Genomic DNA, 17,560 nt, shown 5'->3' with positions numbered 1-17,560 from the left:
CGATATAGGTGTCGAGGGTGAACTGGCTGCTGGAGGTGATGACCCGGGCGTCGTGAATGTTCAKGTTGAGCTGGTCCATCGCCGCTACGGTCACGGCGAAGAAGTCGTGCTGGTCCGGCGCATAAATGAAGATCTGCGTACCGCCCTCGAACTCGCGCTGGGTGGTTTCCTTGATCAGCACCAGCGGGCCGCCGTCGGCCGGCTGCTGCAAGATTGCATCAGTGTGCCAGGCCACGTCGCCGGCGGTGTGACGCAGGAAGTAGTCATCGCCCAGTTGTGCCCACAACTGCTCGACGTCGTCCGGGTCGGTGCCGCCGCGTACCAGAATGTCCAGCGCTGCGCTTTGGGTCTGGCGGATCTGTTCTTCGCGATCCACCGGGTTTTCCAGGCCGCGACGCAAGGCGCGCTTGGTCTCGGTGTAGAGCTGGCGCAACAGGCTCGCGCGCCAGGAGTTCCATAGCGTCGGGTTGGTCGCGTTGATGTCGGCAACGGTCAGCACATACAGATAATCGAGGCGGGTTTCATCGCCGACAATCTGCGCGAAATCGTGGATCACATGCGGGTCGGACAAGTCCTTGCGCTGGGCGGTGGTCGACATCACCAGGTGGTTTTGCACCAGCCAGACGATCAGGCGGCTGTCCCAGATCGGCAACTGATGGCGCTGGCAAAAGGCTTCGGCGTCCACTGCGCCGATTTCCGAGTGGTCGCCATGCCGGCCCTTGCCGATGTCGTGGTACAGGCCGGCCAGGTAAATCAACTCCGGCTTGGGCAGTTTGGCCATGAGCTTGCTGGCCAGCGGGAATTTTTCCGACACCTGGGTGTACTGCAACTTACGCAGGTGCTTGATCAGGTTCAGGGTGTGCGCGTCGACCGTATAGATGTGAAACAGGTCGTGCTGCATCTGCCCGACAATAAAACCGAACTCCGGCAGATAACGCCCAAGGATCCCGTAACGGTTCATCCGCCGCAGGTTGCGGTGGACGCCGATCTTGCACTTGAACAATTCGATGAACAGGCTGGTATTGCGAATATCGTTGCGGAAGTCGTCGTCGATCAAATGACGGTTCTCGCGCAGCAGGCGGATGGTGTCGGCGCGTACGCCTTTGATCTCCGGCTGCTGGGCCATCAGCACGAAGATTTCGAGCATGGCGAACGGCGTGCGGCGGAACACATTGTTGTTGCGCGCCTCGATGTAGCCGTCGTGCAGCTGGAATCGCGAGTTGATCGGCTGGGGCGGTGCTTCGTCTTCGGGGGCCAGGATCACTTCTTCGAAGTGCTGGATGATCAAGTCGCTGAGCTGGGCAATGCTCATGACCACCCGGTAGTACTGCTGCATGAAGTTTTCGATGGCGTGCTTGGCGTCATTGCCGACGAAACCCAGCAGCCCGGCAATTGTGCGCTGGTGATCGAACAGCAGGCGGTCTTCGGCGCGGCCGGCGAGCATGTGCAGCGCATAACGCACTTTCCACAGGAATTCCTGGGACGAAGCCAGCAGGGCGTTCTCGCTCTCCACCAGGAAACCTTCGCCGGCCAGGGCCCGCAGATTGAGGGTGCCGTACTCACGACGGGCAACCCACAGAATCGTCTGGATATCCCGCAGGCCACCGGGCGAGCCCTTGACGTTGGGTTCCAGGTTGTACTCGGTGTCGTTGTACTTGTGGTGACGGGCTTTCTGTTCGGCGCGCTTGGCCAGGAAGAACTCCTTGCTGGGCCACATGTGTTCTGTGCTGGTCACGTCCAGCATGCGCTGGCGCAGGCGCTCGGGACCGGCAATGGTGCGGCTTTCCATCAGGTTGGTGATCACCGTCAGGTCGGCGCGGGCTTCCTCGGCGCATTCGTCAACCGAGCGAACGCTCTGGCCGACTTCCAGGCCGATGTCCCACAGCAACGTCAGAAAACGCTCGATTGAATCACGGAAAATTTCGTGGTCGGCGCCGCCCAGCAGGATCAGCAGGTCGATGTCAGAGTAGGGGTGCAACTCGCCACGACCGTAGCCGCCGACCGCGACCAGCGCGATGTCGGCTTCGAAGTTCCAGTTGAATTGCTCCCAGGCCTTTTGCAGGATGTTATCGACGAACCAGGCACGATCCTCGATCAGCCGGCGAATCTCCCGGCCGCTGCGAAACCGCTCGTCGAGCACTTCGCGGGCCTGACGGATCGCCTTCTTGAAAGCAGCGATAGGGCTTGCCTTCAGGGCCAGTTCAGCCTGGAACTGGCCGCGGTCGAAGAGTTCGGGATCCACCTGCGGCATCGATTGGCTTTCCTTTCTATAAGGCTGGGAACGGCGCGGGCGGGATCAGGCCGAAACGCGCGGGATGGTATCGTCGCTGCGCAGGGTGAAGATCTCGTAGCCGGTATCGGTCACCAGCAGAGTGTGTTCCCATTGCGCCGACAGCTTGCGGTCCTTGGTGATCGCGGTCCAGCCATCGCCCAGCACCTTGGTGTCGGCCTTGCCCTGGTTGATCATCGGCTCGATGGTGAAGGTCATGCCGGCTTTCAGTTCCATGCCGGTGCCGGCGCGGCCGTAGTGCAGGATCTGCGGCTCTTCGTGGAACACCTTGCCAATGCCGTGGCCGCAGAACTCGCGAACCACCGAGAAACCGTTCTTTTCCGCGTGCTTCTGGATGACTTCACCGATATCGCCCAGGCGGCAGCCGGGTTTCACCAGTTCGATGGCCTTGTACATGCATTCCTGTGTCACCTGGGACAGACGCTCGGCCCAGACCGGCACGGTGCCGACGTGGAACATGCGGCTGGTATCGCCGTGGTAGCCGTCCTTGATCACTGTGACGTCGATGTTCAGCGTGTCGCCATCCTTCAACGGCTTCTCGTTCGGGATGCCGTGGCAGACCACGTGGTTGATCGAGGTGCAGATCGACTTCGGAAAGCCCTTGTAGTTGAGCGGGGCAGGAATGGCTTTCTGCTCGTTGACGATGTAGTCGTGGCAGATGCGGTCCAGCTCTTCGGTGGTAACGCCCGGCTTGACATAATCGGCAATCATTTCCAGCACATCGGCGGCCAATTTGCCGGCGATCCGCATTTTTGCGATGTCCTCTGGGGTTTTGAGGGTGACGGTCATACAGGCTCTCTCTGCGCTCAATGGCGCCTTCTAAAACGAAATGGGCATTGCGCGAACGATCGTCGCGGCCCTGAAAAACGCAATTCTACCAGACGATCAGGGCAAATCTGAGCTTCTGTGCATCGCTTCTCTCTATAGGATGGCGCATTCTTGGGGGATTCCAAGGGCGGGATCAAAAGCATTCGCCAGGTTTTCAGAATGCGGGTTCCGTTTTTTCCGGCCTTGTGATATAAAATGCGCCGCTTTCCGGGGTACCCTGAAAAGCTTAAATCCACACACGTGTCGACACGATGACCTGGGTGCCTTCAGCTGATGCTGCTGGTTGGTCATTGGGATACGTGGAGGCCAAACCCGACTTATTAAGGAACTATCATGTCCCAAGTCAACATGCGCGATATGCTSAAGGCCGGTGTGCACTTCGGTCACCARACCCGTTACTGGAATCCGAAAATGGGTAAGTACATTTTCGGCGCGCGTAACAAGATTCACATCATCAACCTTGAAAAAACCCTGCCAATGTTCAACGAAGCTCTGACTTTCGTAGAGCGTCTGGCCCAGGGCAAAAACAAGATTCTGTTCGTCGGCACCAAGCGTTCCGCTGGCAAGATCGTTGCTGAAGAAGCAGCACGTTGCGGTTCGCCGTACGTCGATCACCGCTGGTTGKGCGGCATGCTGACCAACTTCAAAACCATCCGTGCTTCCATCAAGCGTCTGCGTGACCTTGAAGTGCAAGCTGAAGACGGTACTTTCGCCAAGCTGACCAAGAAAGAAGCGCTGATGCGCACTCGCGATCTTGAGAAGCTGGATCGTTCCCTGGGTGGTATCAAGGACATGGGCGGTCTGCCAGACGCTCTGTTCGTTATCGACGTTGATCACGAGCGCATCGCGATCACCGAAGCCAACAAGCTGGGCATCCCGGTTATCGGCGTAGTCGATACCAACAGCAGCCCGGAAGGCGTTGACTACATCATCCCAGGCAACGATGACGCAATCCGCGCTATCCAGCTGTACATGGGTTCGATGGCTGACGCTGTTATCCGTGGTCGCAACAATGTTGCTGGCGGCACTGTAGAATTCGTAGCTGAAGAAACTCAGGCTGCAGCTGAGTAATTGACGCCCTGGCGTTGACTCAGTAAGCAAAAAGGGGGCTTGGCCCCCTTTTTGCCACCTCGAAAACCATTTGTCGGCGCCCACTGCTTTATCTGTAACGTGCGGCAGCTAACAAGGGTGGTTCGGGAAGAATTGATCGCCCGTTCGATCGGGTGGAATGGTTGAAAACCTATCCAAGAGGAATTTGAAAATGGCAGAGATTACTGCAGCGTTGGTCAAAGAACTGCGCGAGCGTACCGGCGAAGRCATGATGGACTGCAAAAAGGCCTTGACCAAGGCTGGCGGCGACATCGAAAAAGCCATTGATGACATGCGCGCTTCGGGCGCCATCAAGGCTGCCAAGAAAGCCGGCAACGTTGCCGCTGAAGGCGCAATCGCTCTCAAGGAAGACGGTAAATCCGCCGTTCTGCTGGAAGTGAACTCGCAGACCGACTTCCTGGCTCTGCAGGACGACTTCAAGGCATTTGTTGCTGCCAGCATTGAAAAAGCGTTCGCTGACAAACTGACCGATGCTGCTCCGCTGATCGAAGCGCGTGAAGCTGATCGTCTGGTTCTGGTTGGCAAGGTTGGCGAAAACGTCAACATTCGTCGCCTGGCTCGCGTTGAAGGCGATGTTGTTGGTGGCTACCTGCACGGCAACAAGATTGGTGTTGCGGTTGTTCTCAAGGGCGGCGACGTTGAGCTGGCCAAAGACATCGCTATGCACGTAGCGGCTACCAACCCTGAATTCCTGCTGCCGTCGGAAGTTTCCGCTGAAGCGATCGAGCGCGAGAAAGGCGTGTTCCTGACCCTCAACGCTGACAAGATTGCCGGCAAGCCAGAAAACATCGTTGAAAACATGGTCAAAGGCCGTATCAGCAAGTTCCTGGCTGAAGCGAGCCTGGTTGAGCAGGCGTTCGTCAAGAACCCTGAAATCAAGGTCGGCGACCTGGCCAAGAAAGCCGGTGCTGAAATCGTTTCTTTCACCTACTTCAAAGTAGGCGAAGGCATCGAGAAGCCAGTAGACAACTTCGCAGAAGAAGTTGCTGCCCAGCTGGCTGCCAGCAAGCAATAAGACGGTTTTTTAACTGTCGCCCTGAAGAGGCTGCCCGCTTACGCGCGCAGCCTCTTTTCAGATGGGGTTGCCAATTTTATTTGGTTTCCTTTTGGAACTGGCTTACAAAGCCATGTTCCGATGGCGCTGAAGCAGCGCCAAGCTAGAGTGAACGCCAGCTGTAAACAGCTCGCAAAGAATTTTTAAAATACGCCGCAGGAGAGATTCGCAATGGCTCAGCAGGGCAGTGGTTATCAGGCTCGCTATAAACGCATTCTACTCAAGCTTAGCGGCGAGGCCCTGATGGGCTCGGAAGAGTTCGGGATCGATCCGAAAGTTCTGGATCGCATGGCACTGGAAGTTGGCCAACTGGTTGGCATCGGTGTTCAGGTCGGTCTGGTGATCGGCGGGGGTAACCTGTTCCGTGGCGCAGCGCTCAGCGCCGCCGGCATGGATCGGGTCACTGGCGACCACATGGGCATGCTGGCCACTGTGATGAACGCCCTGGCGATGCGCGATGCGCTGGAACGTGCCAATATCTCGGCCATCGTGATGTCGGCCATTTCCATGGTTGGCGTGACCGATCACTATGATCGCCGCAAAGCCATGCRCCACCTGAACTCCAAGGAAGTCGTGATTTTCGCGGCCGGTACTGGCAATCCGTTCTTTACAACGGACTCGGCTGCCTGCCTGCGCGCAATCGAAATCGATGCCGATGTGGTGCTCAAGGCAACGAAGGTTGATGGCGTCTACACCGCTGACCCGTTCAAAGACCCGCATGCCGAGAAGTTCGATCATCTGACCTACGATGAAGTGCTGGATCGCAAGCTGGGTGTGATGGATCTGACGGCCATTTGCCTGTGCCGCGACCACAAGATGCCGCTGCGCGTGTTTAATATGAACAAACCCGGTGCCCTGTTGAATATCGTACATGGCGGCGCTGAAGGAACCCTGATCGAGGAAGTTCAACAATGATCAACGAAATCAAGAAAGACGCTAAAGAGCGCATGCAGAAATCCGTAGAATCGCTGGCGCACAACTTCGGGCGTATCCGTACCGGACAGGCGCACCCAAGCATTCTGGAAGGCGTGATGGTTCCGTACTACGGCGCCGACACTCCGATCAAGCAAGTGGCGAACATCACCGTTAAAGACGCCCGTACCCTGCAAGTCGTTGCCTTCGAGCGCAACATGCTGGGCGCGGTCGACAAGGCTATCGGTAGCGCTGGCCTGAATCTCAACCCGACCAACCTGGGTGAGTTGCTGCTGATCTCCATGCCGGCCCTGACCGAAGAAACCCGCCGGGGCTTCACCAAGCAGGCTCGTGATGTCGCTGAGGATGCCCGTGTTGCCGTGCGCAACATCCGTCGCGATGCAAACAGCTCGCTGAAGGACCTGGTCAAGGAAAAGGAAATCAGCGAAGACGAAGAGCGTCGTGCCACTGGCGAGATCGACGATCTGACCAAGAAATTCGTGGCTGAAATCGACGCTAAGTTGGCGGAGAAAGAAAAAGACCTGATGGCCGTATAAGGGTCGAGTTTTAAATGGACAAGACCAAGCAGACTGCGCCGTCCGCGGTGCCGCGCCATGTCGCGATCATCATGGATGGTAATAATCGTTGGGCGAAAAAACGCTTTATGCCGGGTGTCGCCGGGCATAAAGCGGGTGTGGATGCTGTTCGTGCGGTCATCGAGGTGTGTGCGGAGTCCGGGGTTGAGGTATTGACCCTGTTTGCGTTCTCCAGTGAGAACTGGCAACGCCCGGCCGATGAGGTCAGTGCCTTGATGGATCTGTTCTTCAGGGCGCTGCGTCGCGAGGCCAAGCGCCTGAACGACAACAACATCAGTTTGCGCATCATCGGCGACCGTTCGCGTTTTCATCCAGAGCTTCAAGCTGCCATGCGTGAAGCCGAGGCTATGACTGCCGGCGTCAATCGCTTTATCCTGCAGATCGCCGCCAACTACGGTGGTCAGTGGGACATCGCGCAAGCTGCGCAACGTCTGGCGCGCGAAGTTCAGGCCGGGCATCTGCGCCCTGAAGACATCACTCCCGAGCTGTTGCAAACCTGTCTGGCGACCGGCGATCTGCCGTTGCCGGACTTGTGCATCCGTACCGGTGGCGAGCATCGCATCAGTAACTTCCTGCTGTGGCAACTGGCTTACGCCGAGTTGTACTTCTCCGACCTGTTCTGGCCGGACTTCAAACACGACGCCATGCGCAAGGCGCTGGCTGATTTCGCTTCTCGCCAGCGTCGCTTCGGTAAAACGAGCGAACAGGTCGAGTCTGGAGCCCGGGTTTAATGCTTAAACAACGAATCATCACGGCACTGATTCTGCTGCCGATTGCCCTGTGCGGGTTTTTCCTGCTTGAAGGGTCCGGTTTTGCACTGTTTATCGGGCTGGTGGTGACGCTGGGGGCATGGGAATGGGCGCGCCTGGCAGGTTTTGCTGGCCAGGCGATCCGTGTTGCTTTTGCAGCTGTGGTCGCGCTGATGCTGTTTGTCATGCACATCCTGCCGGGGCTCGCGCCTTGGGTGCTGGGTGCCTCGGTGCTCTGGTGGGGCGTGGCCACCTATCTGGTGCTGACTTATCCGCGGTCCAGCGAACACTGGGCCAGCGCTGCCTGCAAGCTGGCGATCGGTTTGTTGATTCTGTTGCCGGCCTGGCAAGGTCTGATCCTGATCAAGCAGGAACCCTTGGGCAACTGGCTGATCATGGCCGTGATGGTGCTGGTCTGGGGCGCCGATATCGGTGCGTACTTTTCCGGCCGAGCCTTCGGCAAGCGCAAGCTGGCACCACAGGTCAGCCCTGGCAAGAGCTGGGAGGGCGTGTACGGCGGCTTGCTGCTGAGCCTGGTGATCACGGCAATCGTCGGTTTTGCGCGGGACTGGAGTTTCGCTCAGATGCTGATGGGCCTGTTCGGTGCCGCGGTCATCGTGTTCATTTCGGTGGTGGGCGACCTCACCGAAAGTATGTTCAAGCGCCAGTCGGGGATCAAGGACAGCAGTAATCTGCTGCCGGGGCACGGCGGTGTGCTGGACCGCATCGACAGTCTGACAGCGGCGATTCCAGTGTTCGCCGTGCTTCTGTGGATGGCGGCATCGTGAGTCGCCCACAACAGATTACCGTGCTGGGGGCGACCGGCTCGATTGGTCTGAGCACTCTGGACGTCATCGCCCGTCACCCCGAACGCTATCAGGTATTCGCCTTGAGCGGTTTCACTCGTTTGAGTGAGCTGCTGGCGCTGTGCGTGCGTCATGAGCCACGTTTCGCGGTCGTGCCGGAATCTGGCGCTGCCCGAGGCTTGCAGGACGAATTGCATGCGGCTGGCCTGTCGACCCGTGTTCTGGTGGGAGAGGAGGGCTTGTGTCAGATCGCCTCGGATCCGGAAGTCGATGCGGTAATGGCGGCGATCGTCGGGGCGGCGGGTTTGCGTCCGACCCTGGCGGCGGTCGAGGCCGGCAAAAAGATTCTTTTGGCCAATAAAGAAGCGCTGGTGATGTCCGGTGCGCTGTTCATGCAGGCCGTGCGTAAAAGCGGTTCGGTACTGCTGCCTATCGACAGCGAACACAACGCGATTTTCCAGTGCATGCCGCAGGACTTCTCTCGTGGTTTGGGCGCGGTCGGTGTACGCCGGATTCTACTGACAGCCTCTGGTGGCCCGTTCCGGCAGACGCCCCTGGCCGAACTGGCGCATGTTACCCCCGAGCAAGCGTGTGCTCACCCGAATTGGTCCATGGGGCGCAAGATTTCGGTGGATTCGGCCAGCATGATGAACAAAGGGCTCGAGCTGATCGAGGCCTGCTGGCTGTTCGACGCTACGCCCTCTCAGGTCGAAGTGGTGATTCACCCGCAAAGCGTGATTCATTCGCTGGTCGACTATGTCGATGGTTCGGTGCTGGCGCAGCTGGGTAATCCGGATATGCGCACACCAATTGCCAATGCCCTGGCGTGGCCGGAGCGGATCGACTCGGGCGTTGCGCCGTTGGATCTGTTCGCCATCGCTCGCCTGGATTTCCAGGCACCCGATGAAGAGCGTTTCCCTTGCCTGCGCCTTGCGCGTCAAGCCGCCGAGGCTGGTAACAGCGCGCCGGCCATGCTCAATGCCGCGAATGAAGTGGCTGTGGCGGCCTTTCTCGACGGACGGGTTCGCTATCTGGAAATCGCGAGTATTATCGAGGAAGTATTGAACCTCGAGCCTGTGGTTGCGGTTGATGATCTCGAGGCAGTGTTTACGGCCGATGCGAAAGCACGGGTACTGGCCGGGCAATGGTTGAGTCGTCACGGCCGATAAGTGCTGCAATACGTTGGCCCATGCAGCACCGATAGGATTGCGGAGAAAGTAGATGAGCGCGCTCTATATGATTGTCGGCACCCTGGTAGCGCTGGGCGTGCTGGTCACCTTCCACGAATTCGGCCATTTCTGGGTCGCACGTCGCTGTGGGGTCAAAGTGCTGCGTTTCTCCGTGGGCTTCGGCATGCCGCTGCTGCGCTGGCACGACAGCAAAGGCACTGAATTCGTGGTTGCCGCCATCCCGCTGGGTGGCTACGTGAAAATGCTCGACGAGCGCGAAGGTGAGGTGCCGGCCGATCAGCTCGATCACGCCTTCAATCGCAAGTCCGTCCGTCAGCGCGTTGCTATCGTGGCAGCCGGTCCGATTGCCAACTTTCTATTGGCGATGGTGTTTTTCTGGGCATTGGCAATGCTGGGCAGCGAGCAGGTGCGCCCGGTTATCGGCGCGGTCGAATCCGGCAGTATCGCCTCCAGGGCAGGTTTGAGTCCGGGGCAGGAAATTATTGCCATCGATGGCGAGCCCACTTCCGGCTGGGCTGCGGTGAACCTGCAACTGGTCCGCCGCCTGGGCGAGAGCGGTTCCCTGCAAGTGCTGGTCCGCGAACAGGGCTCCACCGTGGATTCGCCTCGTGGGCTGGTGCTGGACAAGTGGCTCAAGGGGGCTAACGAGCCGGATCCTATTCACTCGCTGGGTATTCGCCCCTGGCGTCCGGCATTGCCGCCGGTGCTGGCCGAAATTGATCCGAAAGGGCCGGCGAAGGCTGCGGGTTTGAAGGCTGGAGACCGCCTGTYGACCTTTGATGGCAAGGCACTGGATGACTGGCAGCAAGTAGTCGACATCGTCCGTTTGCATCCGGATACCAAAATCATGCTGCGCGTTGAGCGCGACGGTGCTCAAATCGACGTCCCTGTGACGCTGGCCGCGCGCGGCGAGAGCAAGGCACCCACTGGCTATCTGGGCGCAGGGGTGAAAGCGGTCGATTGGCCACCAGAGATGATTCGCGAAGTCAGTTACGGTCCGGTGGCCGCGATTGGGGAGGGTGCCCGACGCACCTGGACCATGAGCGTACTGACCCTCGACTCGCTCAAGAAAATGTTGTTCGGCGAGCTCTCGGTAAAAAACTTGAGTGGACCGATAACCATTGCTAAAGTGGCGGGCGCTTCTGCCCAGTCGGGCATCGCTGATTTCCTGAATTTCCTTGCTTATCTGAGTATTAGCCTGGGTGTTCTGAATTTGCTGCCCATTCCTGTACTGGATGGGGGGCATTTGTTGTTTTATCTGATCGAGTGGGCGCGTGGTCGTCCCTTGTCGGATCGGGTGCAAGGTTGGGGGATACAGATCGGTATCAGTTTGGTGGTCGGGGTGATGTTGCTTGCTCTGGTCAATGATCTGGGTCGACTGTAACGCTTCGCTGAATTGCGAATCTGCCGCATTTTGCGGCAGTTTTTATTGCCAGTTGGAATAAGAAAGGACTTCATGAAACGTCTGCTGCTAACTGCGGTTCTCACCGTATTGATGATCGCCGAAGTTCACGCCGAGTCCTTCACTATCTCTGATATTCGCGTCAATGGCCTCCAGCGGGTCTCCGCGGGTAGTGTCTTTGGTGCCTTGCCGTTGAACGTCGGCGAGCAGGCGGATGATCGTCGCCTGGTGGAATCCACYCGTGCGYTGTTCAAAACCGGGTTCTTTCAAGATATCCAGCTGGGCCGTGAAGGCAACGTCCTGGTCATYACKGTRGTCGAGCGYCCSTCGGTCGCCAGTATCGAGATCGAAGGCAACAAGGCGATCTCCACTGAAGACCTGATGAAGGGCCTCAARCARTCCGGTCTGGCCGAAGGCGAGATCTTCCAGCGCGCSACCCTCGAAGGYGTGCGYAACGAGCTGCAGCGYCAATACGTCGCTCAGGGCCGCTACTCGGCKWCSGTCGAYRCCGAAGTGRTSCCRCARCCGCGTAACCGCGTKGSCCTGAARRTCAASATCRACGAAGGYWCYGTMGCGGCGATCCARCACATCAACGTGGTGGGCAACACTGTTTTTCCTGATGAAGACCTGATCGACCTGTTCGAACTCAAGACCAGCAACTGGCTGTCGTTCTTCAAGAACGATGACAAGTACGCTCGTGAAAAGCTCTCCGGTGACCTGGAGCGTCTGCGTTCCTATTACCTGGACCGTGGCTATATCAATATGGATATCGCTTCGACCCAGGTGTCCATCACCCCGGACAAGAAACACGTCTATATCACCGTCAACGTCAACGAAGGCGAGAAGTACACCGTTCGTGACGTGAAACTCAGCGGCGACTTGAAAGTGCCTGAAGACCAGGTCAAGTCCCTGCTACTGGTTCAGAAAGGCCAGGTGTTCTCGCGCAAGCTGATGACCACCACCTCCGAACTGATTACCCGCCGCCTGGGTAACGAGGGTTACACCTTCGCTAACGTCAACGGCGTGCCTCAGCCTCACGATGAAGACCACACGGTCGATATCACATTCGCTGTCGATCCGGGCAAGCGTGCTTACGTGAACCGCATCAACTTCCGTGGCAACACCAAGTCCGAAGACGAAGTGCTGCGCCGTGAAATGCGTCAGATGGAAGGCGGCTGGGCTTCGACCTACCTGATCGACCAATCCAAGACCCGCCTGGAACGTCTGGGCTTCTTCAAGGAAGYCAACGTCGAGACGCCGGCCGTGCCGGGTGTCGATGATCAGGTTGACGTGAACTACAGCGTTGAAGAGCAGGCTTCCGGTTCGATTACCGCCAGCGTTGGTTTCGCCCAGAGCGCCGGTCTGATCCTTGGTGGTTCGATCACTCAGAACAACTTCCTGGGTACCGGTAACAAGGTCAGCATCGGCTTGACTCGCAGTCAGTATCAAAGCCGTTATAACTTCGGTTATGTCGACCCCTACTGGACAGCTGACGGTGTGAGCCTGGGTTACAACGCTTTCTATCGTACGACCGACTACAAAGACCTCGATGTCAACGTAGCCAGCTACGCCGTAGACAGCCTGGGCGCAGGTGTCAACGTTGGTTATCCGATCAGCGAGACTTCGCGTCTGACGTTTGGTTTGTCTGCACAACAAGACAAGATCAAGACGGGTCTTTACACCGTCGACGAAATCTTCGACTTCGTTAACAAGGAAGGTGATCAGTACCTCAACTTCAAGGCATCGGCCGGTTGGTCTGAATCCACCTTGAACAAAGGGGTACTGGCGACCCGTGGTCACTCCCAGAGCTTGACTGCGGAAGCCACGACACCGGGCAGCGACTTGTCGTTCTTCAAGCTCGATTATCGCGGTCAATTGTTCCAGCCGTTGTCTGAAAACTACACCATGCGCCTCCACACCGAGCTGGGCTATGGCGATGGTTATGGTTCGACCGACGGCTTGCCGTTCTATGAAAACTATTACGCCGGTGGTTTCAACTCGGTTCGTGGCTTCAAAGACAGCACCCTGGGGCCTCGTAGTACGCCGAGCCGGGGCGTGAACCCGGGCACCGCAACCGACCCGGACCAGGATCCACTGCCGTTTGGTGGTAACGTCCTGATTCAGGGTGGTGTAGAAGTTCTATTCCCTATGCCGTTCGTGAAAGATCAGCGTTCCTTGCGCACTTCGGTATTCTGGGACGTGGGTAATGTGTTCGATTCGACTTGCAAGCAGAGCACCAACGCCGATGGTTCCAAGTCCAACACTCAGTGTAACGACGTCAGCCTGAGCAACATGGCCAGTTCGGTGGGTGTCGGTGTGACATGGGTTACCGCCCTTGGTCCGTTGAGCTTCGCCTTGGCGATGCCAGTCAAAAAACCGGACAGCAATGCCGAGACTCAAGTGTTCCAATTCTCCCTCGGCCAGACGTTCTAAGCGTCTGACCCAAGATAATGACAATGGATTTTGTAGGAGTGCATCGTGCGTAAGTTGACTCAATTGGTTCTCCTGGCGACCGTGCTGGTTGCAGGTCCGGCTTTTGCCGACATGAAAATCGCCGTTCTGAACTATCAGATGGCACTGCTGGAATCCGATGCGGCGAAGAAATACGCCGTGGATGCCGAGAAAAAATTCGGCCCGCAACTGACCAAGCTCAAGAGCCTGGAAAGCAGCGCCAAGGGTATCCAGGACCGTCTGATGGCCGGTGGCGACAAGATGCAGCAAGGCGAGCGTGAACGTCTGGAGCTCGAGTTCAAGCAAAAGGCCCGTGATTTCCAGTTCCAGTCCAAGGAGCTGAACGAAGCCAAAGCCGTTGCCGACCGTGAAATGCTGAAGCAGCTCAAGCCGAAACTGGACAGCGCTGTGGAAGAAGTCATCAAGAAAGGTGCTTATGACCTGGTCTTCGAGCGTGGCGCAGTGATTGATGTCAAGCCTCAGTACGACATCACTCGCCAGGTTATCGAGCGCATGAATCAGCTGAAGTAACCCATGACAGCGACTATAAAGCTCGGCCAGTTGGCCGAGTTCCTCGGCGCCACCTTACGTGGCGACCCGGAGAAAGAAATTACTGGGCTGGCCACTTTGCAAGAGGCTGGCCCAGCTCAGTTGAGCTTTCTGGCAAATCCTCAATACCGTAAATACCTGGCTGACAGTCAGGCCGCAGCCGTGCTGCTGAAGGCCGCTGACGCTGAAGGTTTTGTCGGTGATGCGCTGGTGGTGGCTGATCCATATCTGTCTTATGCGCGCATTTCCCACCTGTTCGATCCCAAGCCCAAGGCGCCGGCCGGTATTCATCCGACAGCGGTAGTGGCAGCGGATGCGGTGGTCGATCCGGCGGCGAGCATCGGTGCCTTTGCGGTCATCGAAAGTGCAGCGCGCATTGGCGCCGGTGTGACCGTTGGTGCGCATTGCTTCATCGGTGCACGCTGCGAAATTGGCGAGGGCGGCTGGTTGGCCCCGCGCGTCACGCTGTATCACGACGTGCGCATCGGCAAACGGGTGGTGATTCAATCCGGTGCCGTGCTCGGTGGTGAAGGCTTCGGTTTTGCCAACGAGAAAGGTATCTGGCAGAAAATTGCCCAGATCGGCGGCGTCTCGATCGGAGACGACGTGGAAATAGGCGTAAATACCGCTATCGATCGTGGCGCGCTGGCCGATACCGTCATTGGTAATGGTGTGAAGCTCGACAATCAGATTCAGATTGCCCACAACGTCCAGGTCGGTGACCACACGGCCATGGCCGCGTGCGTGGGAATTTCCGGCAGCACCAAAATCGGCAAGCATTGCATGCTCGCCGGTGGCGTAGGGCTGGTGGGGCATATCGACATTTGCGACAACGTTTTCCTGACCGGGATGACCATGGTGACCCACTCGATTACCGAGCCGGGCTCCTATTCTTCCGGTACGGCGATGCAACCGGCAGCCGAATGGCGCAAAAGCGCGGCACGTATCCGTCAGCTCGATGACATCGCGCGACGTCTGCGACAGCTGGAAAAGCGTGTAGGGGACGTGACCCCTGACGGTAATGCTTCATCAGATGGCTGATACCATTTCCATATCAAGTGTGCACAGCCGCTAGACTGCCTCCCTTGATTTGCTAGAGGAGTGCGCGTCAGTCGCGCGCTCCCAATCTTTACATAGGCTTCCCCCCGAAATGATGGACATCAACGAGATTCGCGAATACCTGCCTCACCGTTACCCGTTCCTGCTGGTGGACCGGGTCGTGGATCTGGATGTGGAAGGCAAGCGCATTCGCGCCTACAAGAATGTCAGCATCAACGAGCCGTTCTTCAATGGTCACTTCCCTGCGCATCCAATCATGCCGGGTGTACTGATCATCGAAGCGATGGCTCAGGCTGCCGGGATCCTTGGTTTCAAAATGCTCGACGTGAAACCGGCCGATGGCACGCTTTACTACTTCGTCGGCTCCGACAAACTGCGCTTCCGTCAGCCGGTGCTGCCGGGCGATCAATTGATCCTTGAAGCCAAGTTCATCAGCTGCAAGCGTCAGATCTGGAAGTTCGAATGCCAGGCTTCGGTCGATGGCAAGCCAGTCTGCTCCGCTGAAATCATCTGTGCGGAACGCAAACTATGAGTTTGATTGACCCTCGCGCAATCATCGATCCGACGGCCATCCTGGCCGACGACGTCGAAGTCGGCCCTTGGTCGATTGTCGGCGCAGGTGTGGAAATCGGCGAGGGGACAGTGATCGGGCCGCATGTGATTCTCAAGGGCCCGACCCGAATCGGTAAGCACAACCGCATCTACCAGTTTTCTTCGGTAGGTGAGGACACGCCCGATCTGAAATACAAGGGCGAGGAAACCCGTCTGGTCATCGGTGACCACAACGTCATCCGTGAAGGCGTGACGATTCACCGCGGGACCATTCAGGACCGTTCGGAAACGACCCTGGGCGATCACAACCTGATCATGGCCTATGCCCACATCGGTCACGACAGCGTTATCGGCAATCATTGCATCCTGGTCAACAACACCGCGTTGGCAGGGCATGTGCACGTTGAAGACTGGGCGATCCTGTCCGGCTTCACCCTGGTTCACCAGTATTGCCACATTGGCGCCCACAGCTTTTCCGGCATGGGCACTGCCATTGGCAAAGACGTTCCTGCGTACGTCACGGTATTCGGCAACCCCGCTGAAGCTCGCAGCATGAACTTCGAAGGCATGCGCCGTCGCGGCTTCAGCGAAGAGGCGATCCACGCGCTGCGTCGTGCCTACAAGGTGGTTTACCGCCAAGGCCTGACAGTCGAGCAAGCGCTCGCCGAGCTGGCCGAACCCTCGCTGCAGTTCCCGGAAGTCGCGGTGTTTCGTGATTCCATCCAGTCTTCGACCCGCGGCATCACCCGCTAATCATGGCCAATCTGCGTATTGCGCTGGTGGCGGGTGAGGCTTCCGGTGACATTCTGGGTGCGGGTCTCATGCGTGCGCTCAAGGCACAGCATCCGGCGGTCGAGTTCATTGGTGTCGGCGGTCCGCTGATGCAGGCCGAAGGCCTGACCTCGTATTTCCCGATGGAACGCCTTTCTGTCATGGGGCTGGTGGAAGTGCTGGGCCGTTTGCGCGAGCTGTTGGCCCGTCGCAAGAAACTGGTTGCGGACCTGATCGCCGCGAAGCCGGACGTGTTCATCGGTATCGATGCCCCGGACTTCAACCTCAATATCGAACTCAAGCTGCGTCAGGCCGGGATCAAGACCGTGCATTACGTCAGCCCGTCGGTCTGGGCATGGCGACAGAAGCGGGTGCTGAAGATTCGCGAAGGTTGCGACCTGATGCTGACGCTGTTCCCGTTCGAAGCTAAATTTTATGAAGAGAAGGGCGTGCCGGTACGGTTTGTCGGGCATTCCCTGGCCGATGCGATCCCGCTTGAGGCCGATCGCACCGCCGCGCGGGCCGAACTCGGTTTGCCGGAAGGGCCGTTGGTTGCCCTGATGCCGGGTAGTCGTGGCGGTGAAGTCGGGCGCCTCGGTGCGTTGTTCCTCGACACCGCCCAGCGCCTGCGGGCCATGCGTCCGGGCGTGCGATTCGTCATGCCGTGCGCCAGTCCGGAGCGCCGGGCCCAGTTGGAAGAGTTGCTGGCTGGTCGCGATCTGCCGCTGACCTTGCTCGACGGCAAATCCCATCTGGCGCTGGCGGCGTGCGACGCGGTGTTGATCGCTTCGGGCACCGCGACCCTGGAAGCATTGCTGTACAAGCGGCCGATGGTGGTCGCTTATCGCCTGGCACCGCTGACGTTCTGGATTCTCAAACGGATGGTGAAGAGTCCCTACGTCTCGTTGCCGAATTTGCTGGCCCAGCGCCTGCTGGTGCCAGAGTTGTTGCAGGACGATGCGACAGTCGAAGCCCTGGCCCAGACTCTGTCGCCGCTGATCGAAGGTGGCGAGGAGCAGACCCGAGGCTTTGACGAAATCCACCGAACCCTGCGACTGGACGCCTCCAATCAGGCAGCGGACGCGGTACTGAACCTGATTGGCAGAGCATAATGAGCAAAGCAAGCAAGCAGCTGGGCCTGGATTTTATGCTGGTCGATGAAGTTGAAGATCTGGTGGCAGGTGTCGATGAAGTCGGTCGCGGCCCGCTGTGCGGTGCCGTGGTGACCGCCGCGGTGATCC

The 17,560-nt window shown here is 58.2% G+C and carries 16 protein-coding genes and 1 pseudogene; 15 read left to right on the top strand and 2 right to left on the bottom strand.

Features of this window, described 5'->3' with window-relative positions; all coding sequences use genetic code 11:
* Both AC1DLB_RS03270 and map read right to left on the bottom strand, forming a co-directional pair.
* Positions 1-2,251: [protein-PII] uridylyltransferase (locus AC1DLB_RS03270; protein WP_477784594.1), on the bottom strand; the 2,251-nt coding region annotated here is incomplete at its 3' end.
* A 45-nt stretch (positions 2,252-2,296) separates the two neighbouring features.
* Positions 2,297-3,079 (bottom strand): type I methionyl aminopeptidase, encoded by a 783-nt coding sequence (map, locus tag AC1DLB_RS03265; RefSeq protein WP_018927020.1) that lies wholly within the window; start codon positions 3,077-3,079, stop codon positions 2,297-2,299.
* Between the two features lie 372 nt (positions 3,080-3,451).
* Here map and rpsB point away from each other — a divergent pair, with 372 nt between their 5' ends.
* The 15 genes and pseudogenes from rpsB to rnhB all read left to right on the top strand — a co-directional run.
* The gene (gene rpsB, locus AC1DLB_RS03260; protein WP_477784593.1) at positions 3,452-4,189 is read left to right on the top strand and encodes a 30S ribosomal protein S2; all 738 of its coding nucleotides are present in this window, start codon (positions 3,452-3,454) and stop codon (positions 4,187-4,189) included.
* A 190-nt stretch (positions 4,190-4,379) separates the two neighbouring features.
* Positions 4,380-5,243 carry a translation elongation factor Ts gene (gene tsf / locus AC1DLB_RS03255; protein WP_477784592.1) on the top strand — a complete coding sequence of 288 codons (864 nt, stop codon included), beginning with the start codon at positions 4,380-4,382 and terminating at the stop codon, positions 5,241-5,243.
* Positions 5,244-5,453: 210 nt separating this feature from the next.
* The gene (gene pyrH / locus AC1DLB_RS03250) at positions 5,454-6,197 is read left to right on the top strand and encodes a UMP kinase (protein WP_477784591.1); all 744 of its coding nucleotides are present in this window, start codon (positions 5,454-5,456) and stop codon (positions 6,195-6,197) included.
* Entirely contained in the window at positions 6,194-6,751 is a 558-nt protein-coding gene (frr, locus tag AC1DLB_RS03245) for a ribosome recycling factor (protein WP_007940501.1), read from the top strand. The genes pyrH and frr overlap by 4 nt, the downstream gene beginning before the upstream one ends.
* Before the next feature lie 14 nt (positions 6,752-6,765).
* A complete protein-coding gene (uppS, locus tag AC1DLB_RS03240; RefSeq protein ID WP_064620052.1) occupies positions 6,766-7,521 on the top strand; it encodes a polyprenyl diphosphate synthase in 756 nt (251 codons plus the stop codon).
* Positions 7,521-8,327, top strand: coding sequence for a phosphatidate cytidylyltransferase (locus AC1DLB_RS03235; protein WP_086944758.1), 807 nt, complete (start codon positions 7,521-7,523; stop codon positions 8,325-8,327). Before uppS ends, AC1DLB_RS03235 begins: the two co-directional genes overlap by 1 nt.
* The gene (ispC, locus tag AC1DLB_RS03230; protein ID WP_086944759.1) at positions 8,324-9,514 is read left to right on the top strand and encodes a 1-deoxy-D-xylulose-5-phosphate reductoisomerase; all 1,191 of its coding nucleotides are present in this window, start codon (positions 8,324-8,326) and stop codon (positions 9,512-9,514) included. The genes AC1DLB_RS03235 and ispC overlap by 4 nt, the downstream gene beginning before the upstream one ends.
* Before the next feature lie 52 nt (positions 9,515-9,566).
* The gene (gene rseP, locus AC1DLB_RS03225; RefSeq protein WP_477784590.1) at positions 9,567-10,919 is read left to right on the top strand and encodes an RIP metalloprotease RseP; all 1,353 of its coding nucleotides are present in this window, start codon (positions 9,567-9,569) and stop codon (positions 10,917-10,919) included.
* 72 nt (positions 10,920-10,991) lie between these two features.
* Positions 10,992-13,370 carry an outer membrane protein assembly factor BamA gene (bamA, locus tag AC1DLB_RS03220; RefSeq protein WP_477784589.1) on the top strand — a complete coding sequence of 793 codons (2,379 nt, stop codon included), beginning with the start codon at positions 10,992-10,994 and terminating at the stop codon, positions 13,368-13,370.
* 45 nt (positions 13,371-13,415) lie between these two features.
* On the top strand, positions 13,416-13,919 hold the full coding sequence (locus tag AC1DLB_RS03215) for an OmpH/Skp family outer membrane protein (RefSeq protein ID WP_007940508.1): 504 nt from the start codon (positions 13,416-13,418) through the stop codon (positions 13,917-13,919).
* A 3-nt stretch (positions 13,920-13,922) separates the two neighbouring features.
* Entirely contained in the window at positions 13,923-14,978 is a 1,056-nt protein-coding gene (lpxD, locus tag AC1DLB_RS03210) for a UDP-3-O-(3-hydroxymyristoyl)glucosamine N-acyltransferase (RefSeq protein ID WP_018927012.1), read from the top strand.
* A 109-nt stretch (positions 14,979-15,087) separates the two neighbouring features.
* Positions 15,088-15,528, top strand: a complete 441-nt coding sequence (gene fabZ / locus AC1DLB_RS03205; protein WP_007940511.1) for a 3-hydroxyacyl-ACP dehydratase FabZ — start codon at positions 15,088-15,090, stop codon at positions 15,526-15,528.
* Positions 15,525-16,301 carry an acyl-ACP--UDP-N-acetylglucosamine O-acyltransferase gene (gene lpxA / locus AC1DLB_RS03200; RefSeq protein WP_018927011.1) on the top strand — a complete coding sequence of 259 codons (777 nt, stop codon included), beginning with the start codon at positions 15,525-15,527 and terminating at the stop codon, positions 16,299-16,301. The genes fabZ and lpxA overlap by 4 nt, the downstream gene beginning before the upstream one ends.
* Positions 16,302-16,303: 2 nt before the next feature.
* Positions 16,304-17,431, top strand: coding sequence for a lipid-A-disaccharide synthase (gene lpxB / locus AC1DLB_RS03195; protein ID WP_064620046.1), 1,128 nt, complete (start codon positions 16,304-16,306; stop codon positions 17,429-17,431).
* A pseudogene (gene rnhB / locus AC1DLB_RS03190) lies at positions 17,431-17,560 on the top strand (ribonuclease HII); the annotation flags it as partial. The gene lpxB and the pseudogene rnhB, both read left to right, overlap by 1 nt.

This window comes from Pseudomonas sp. 05N434, from assembly GCF_056396965.1.
Note: the sequence above shows the minus strand (reverse complement) of the source record. Positions and strands in the feature narration are given on the sequence as shown.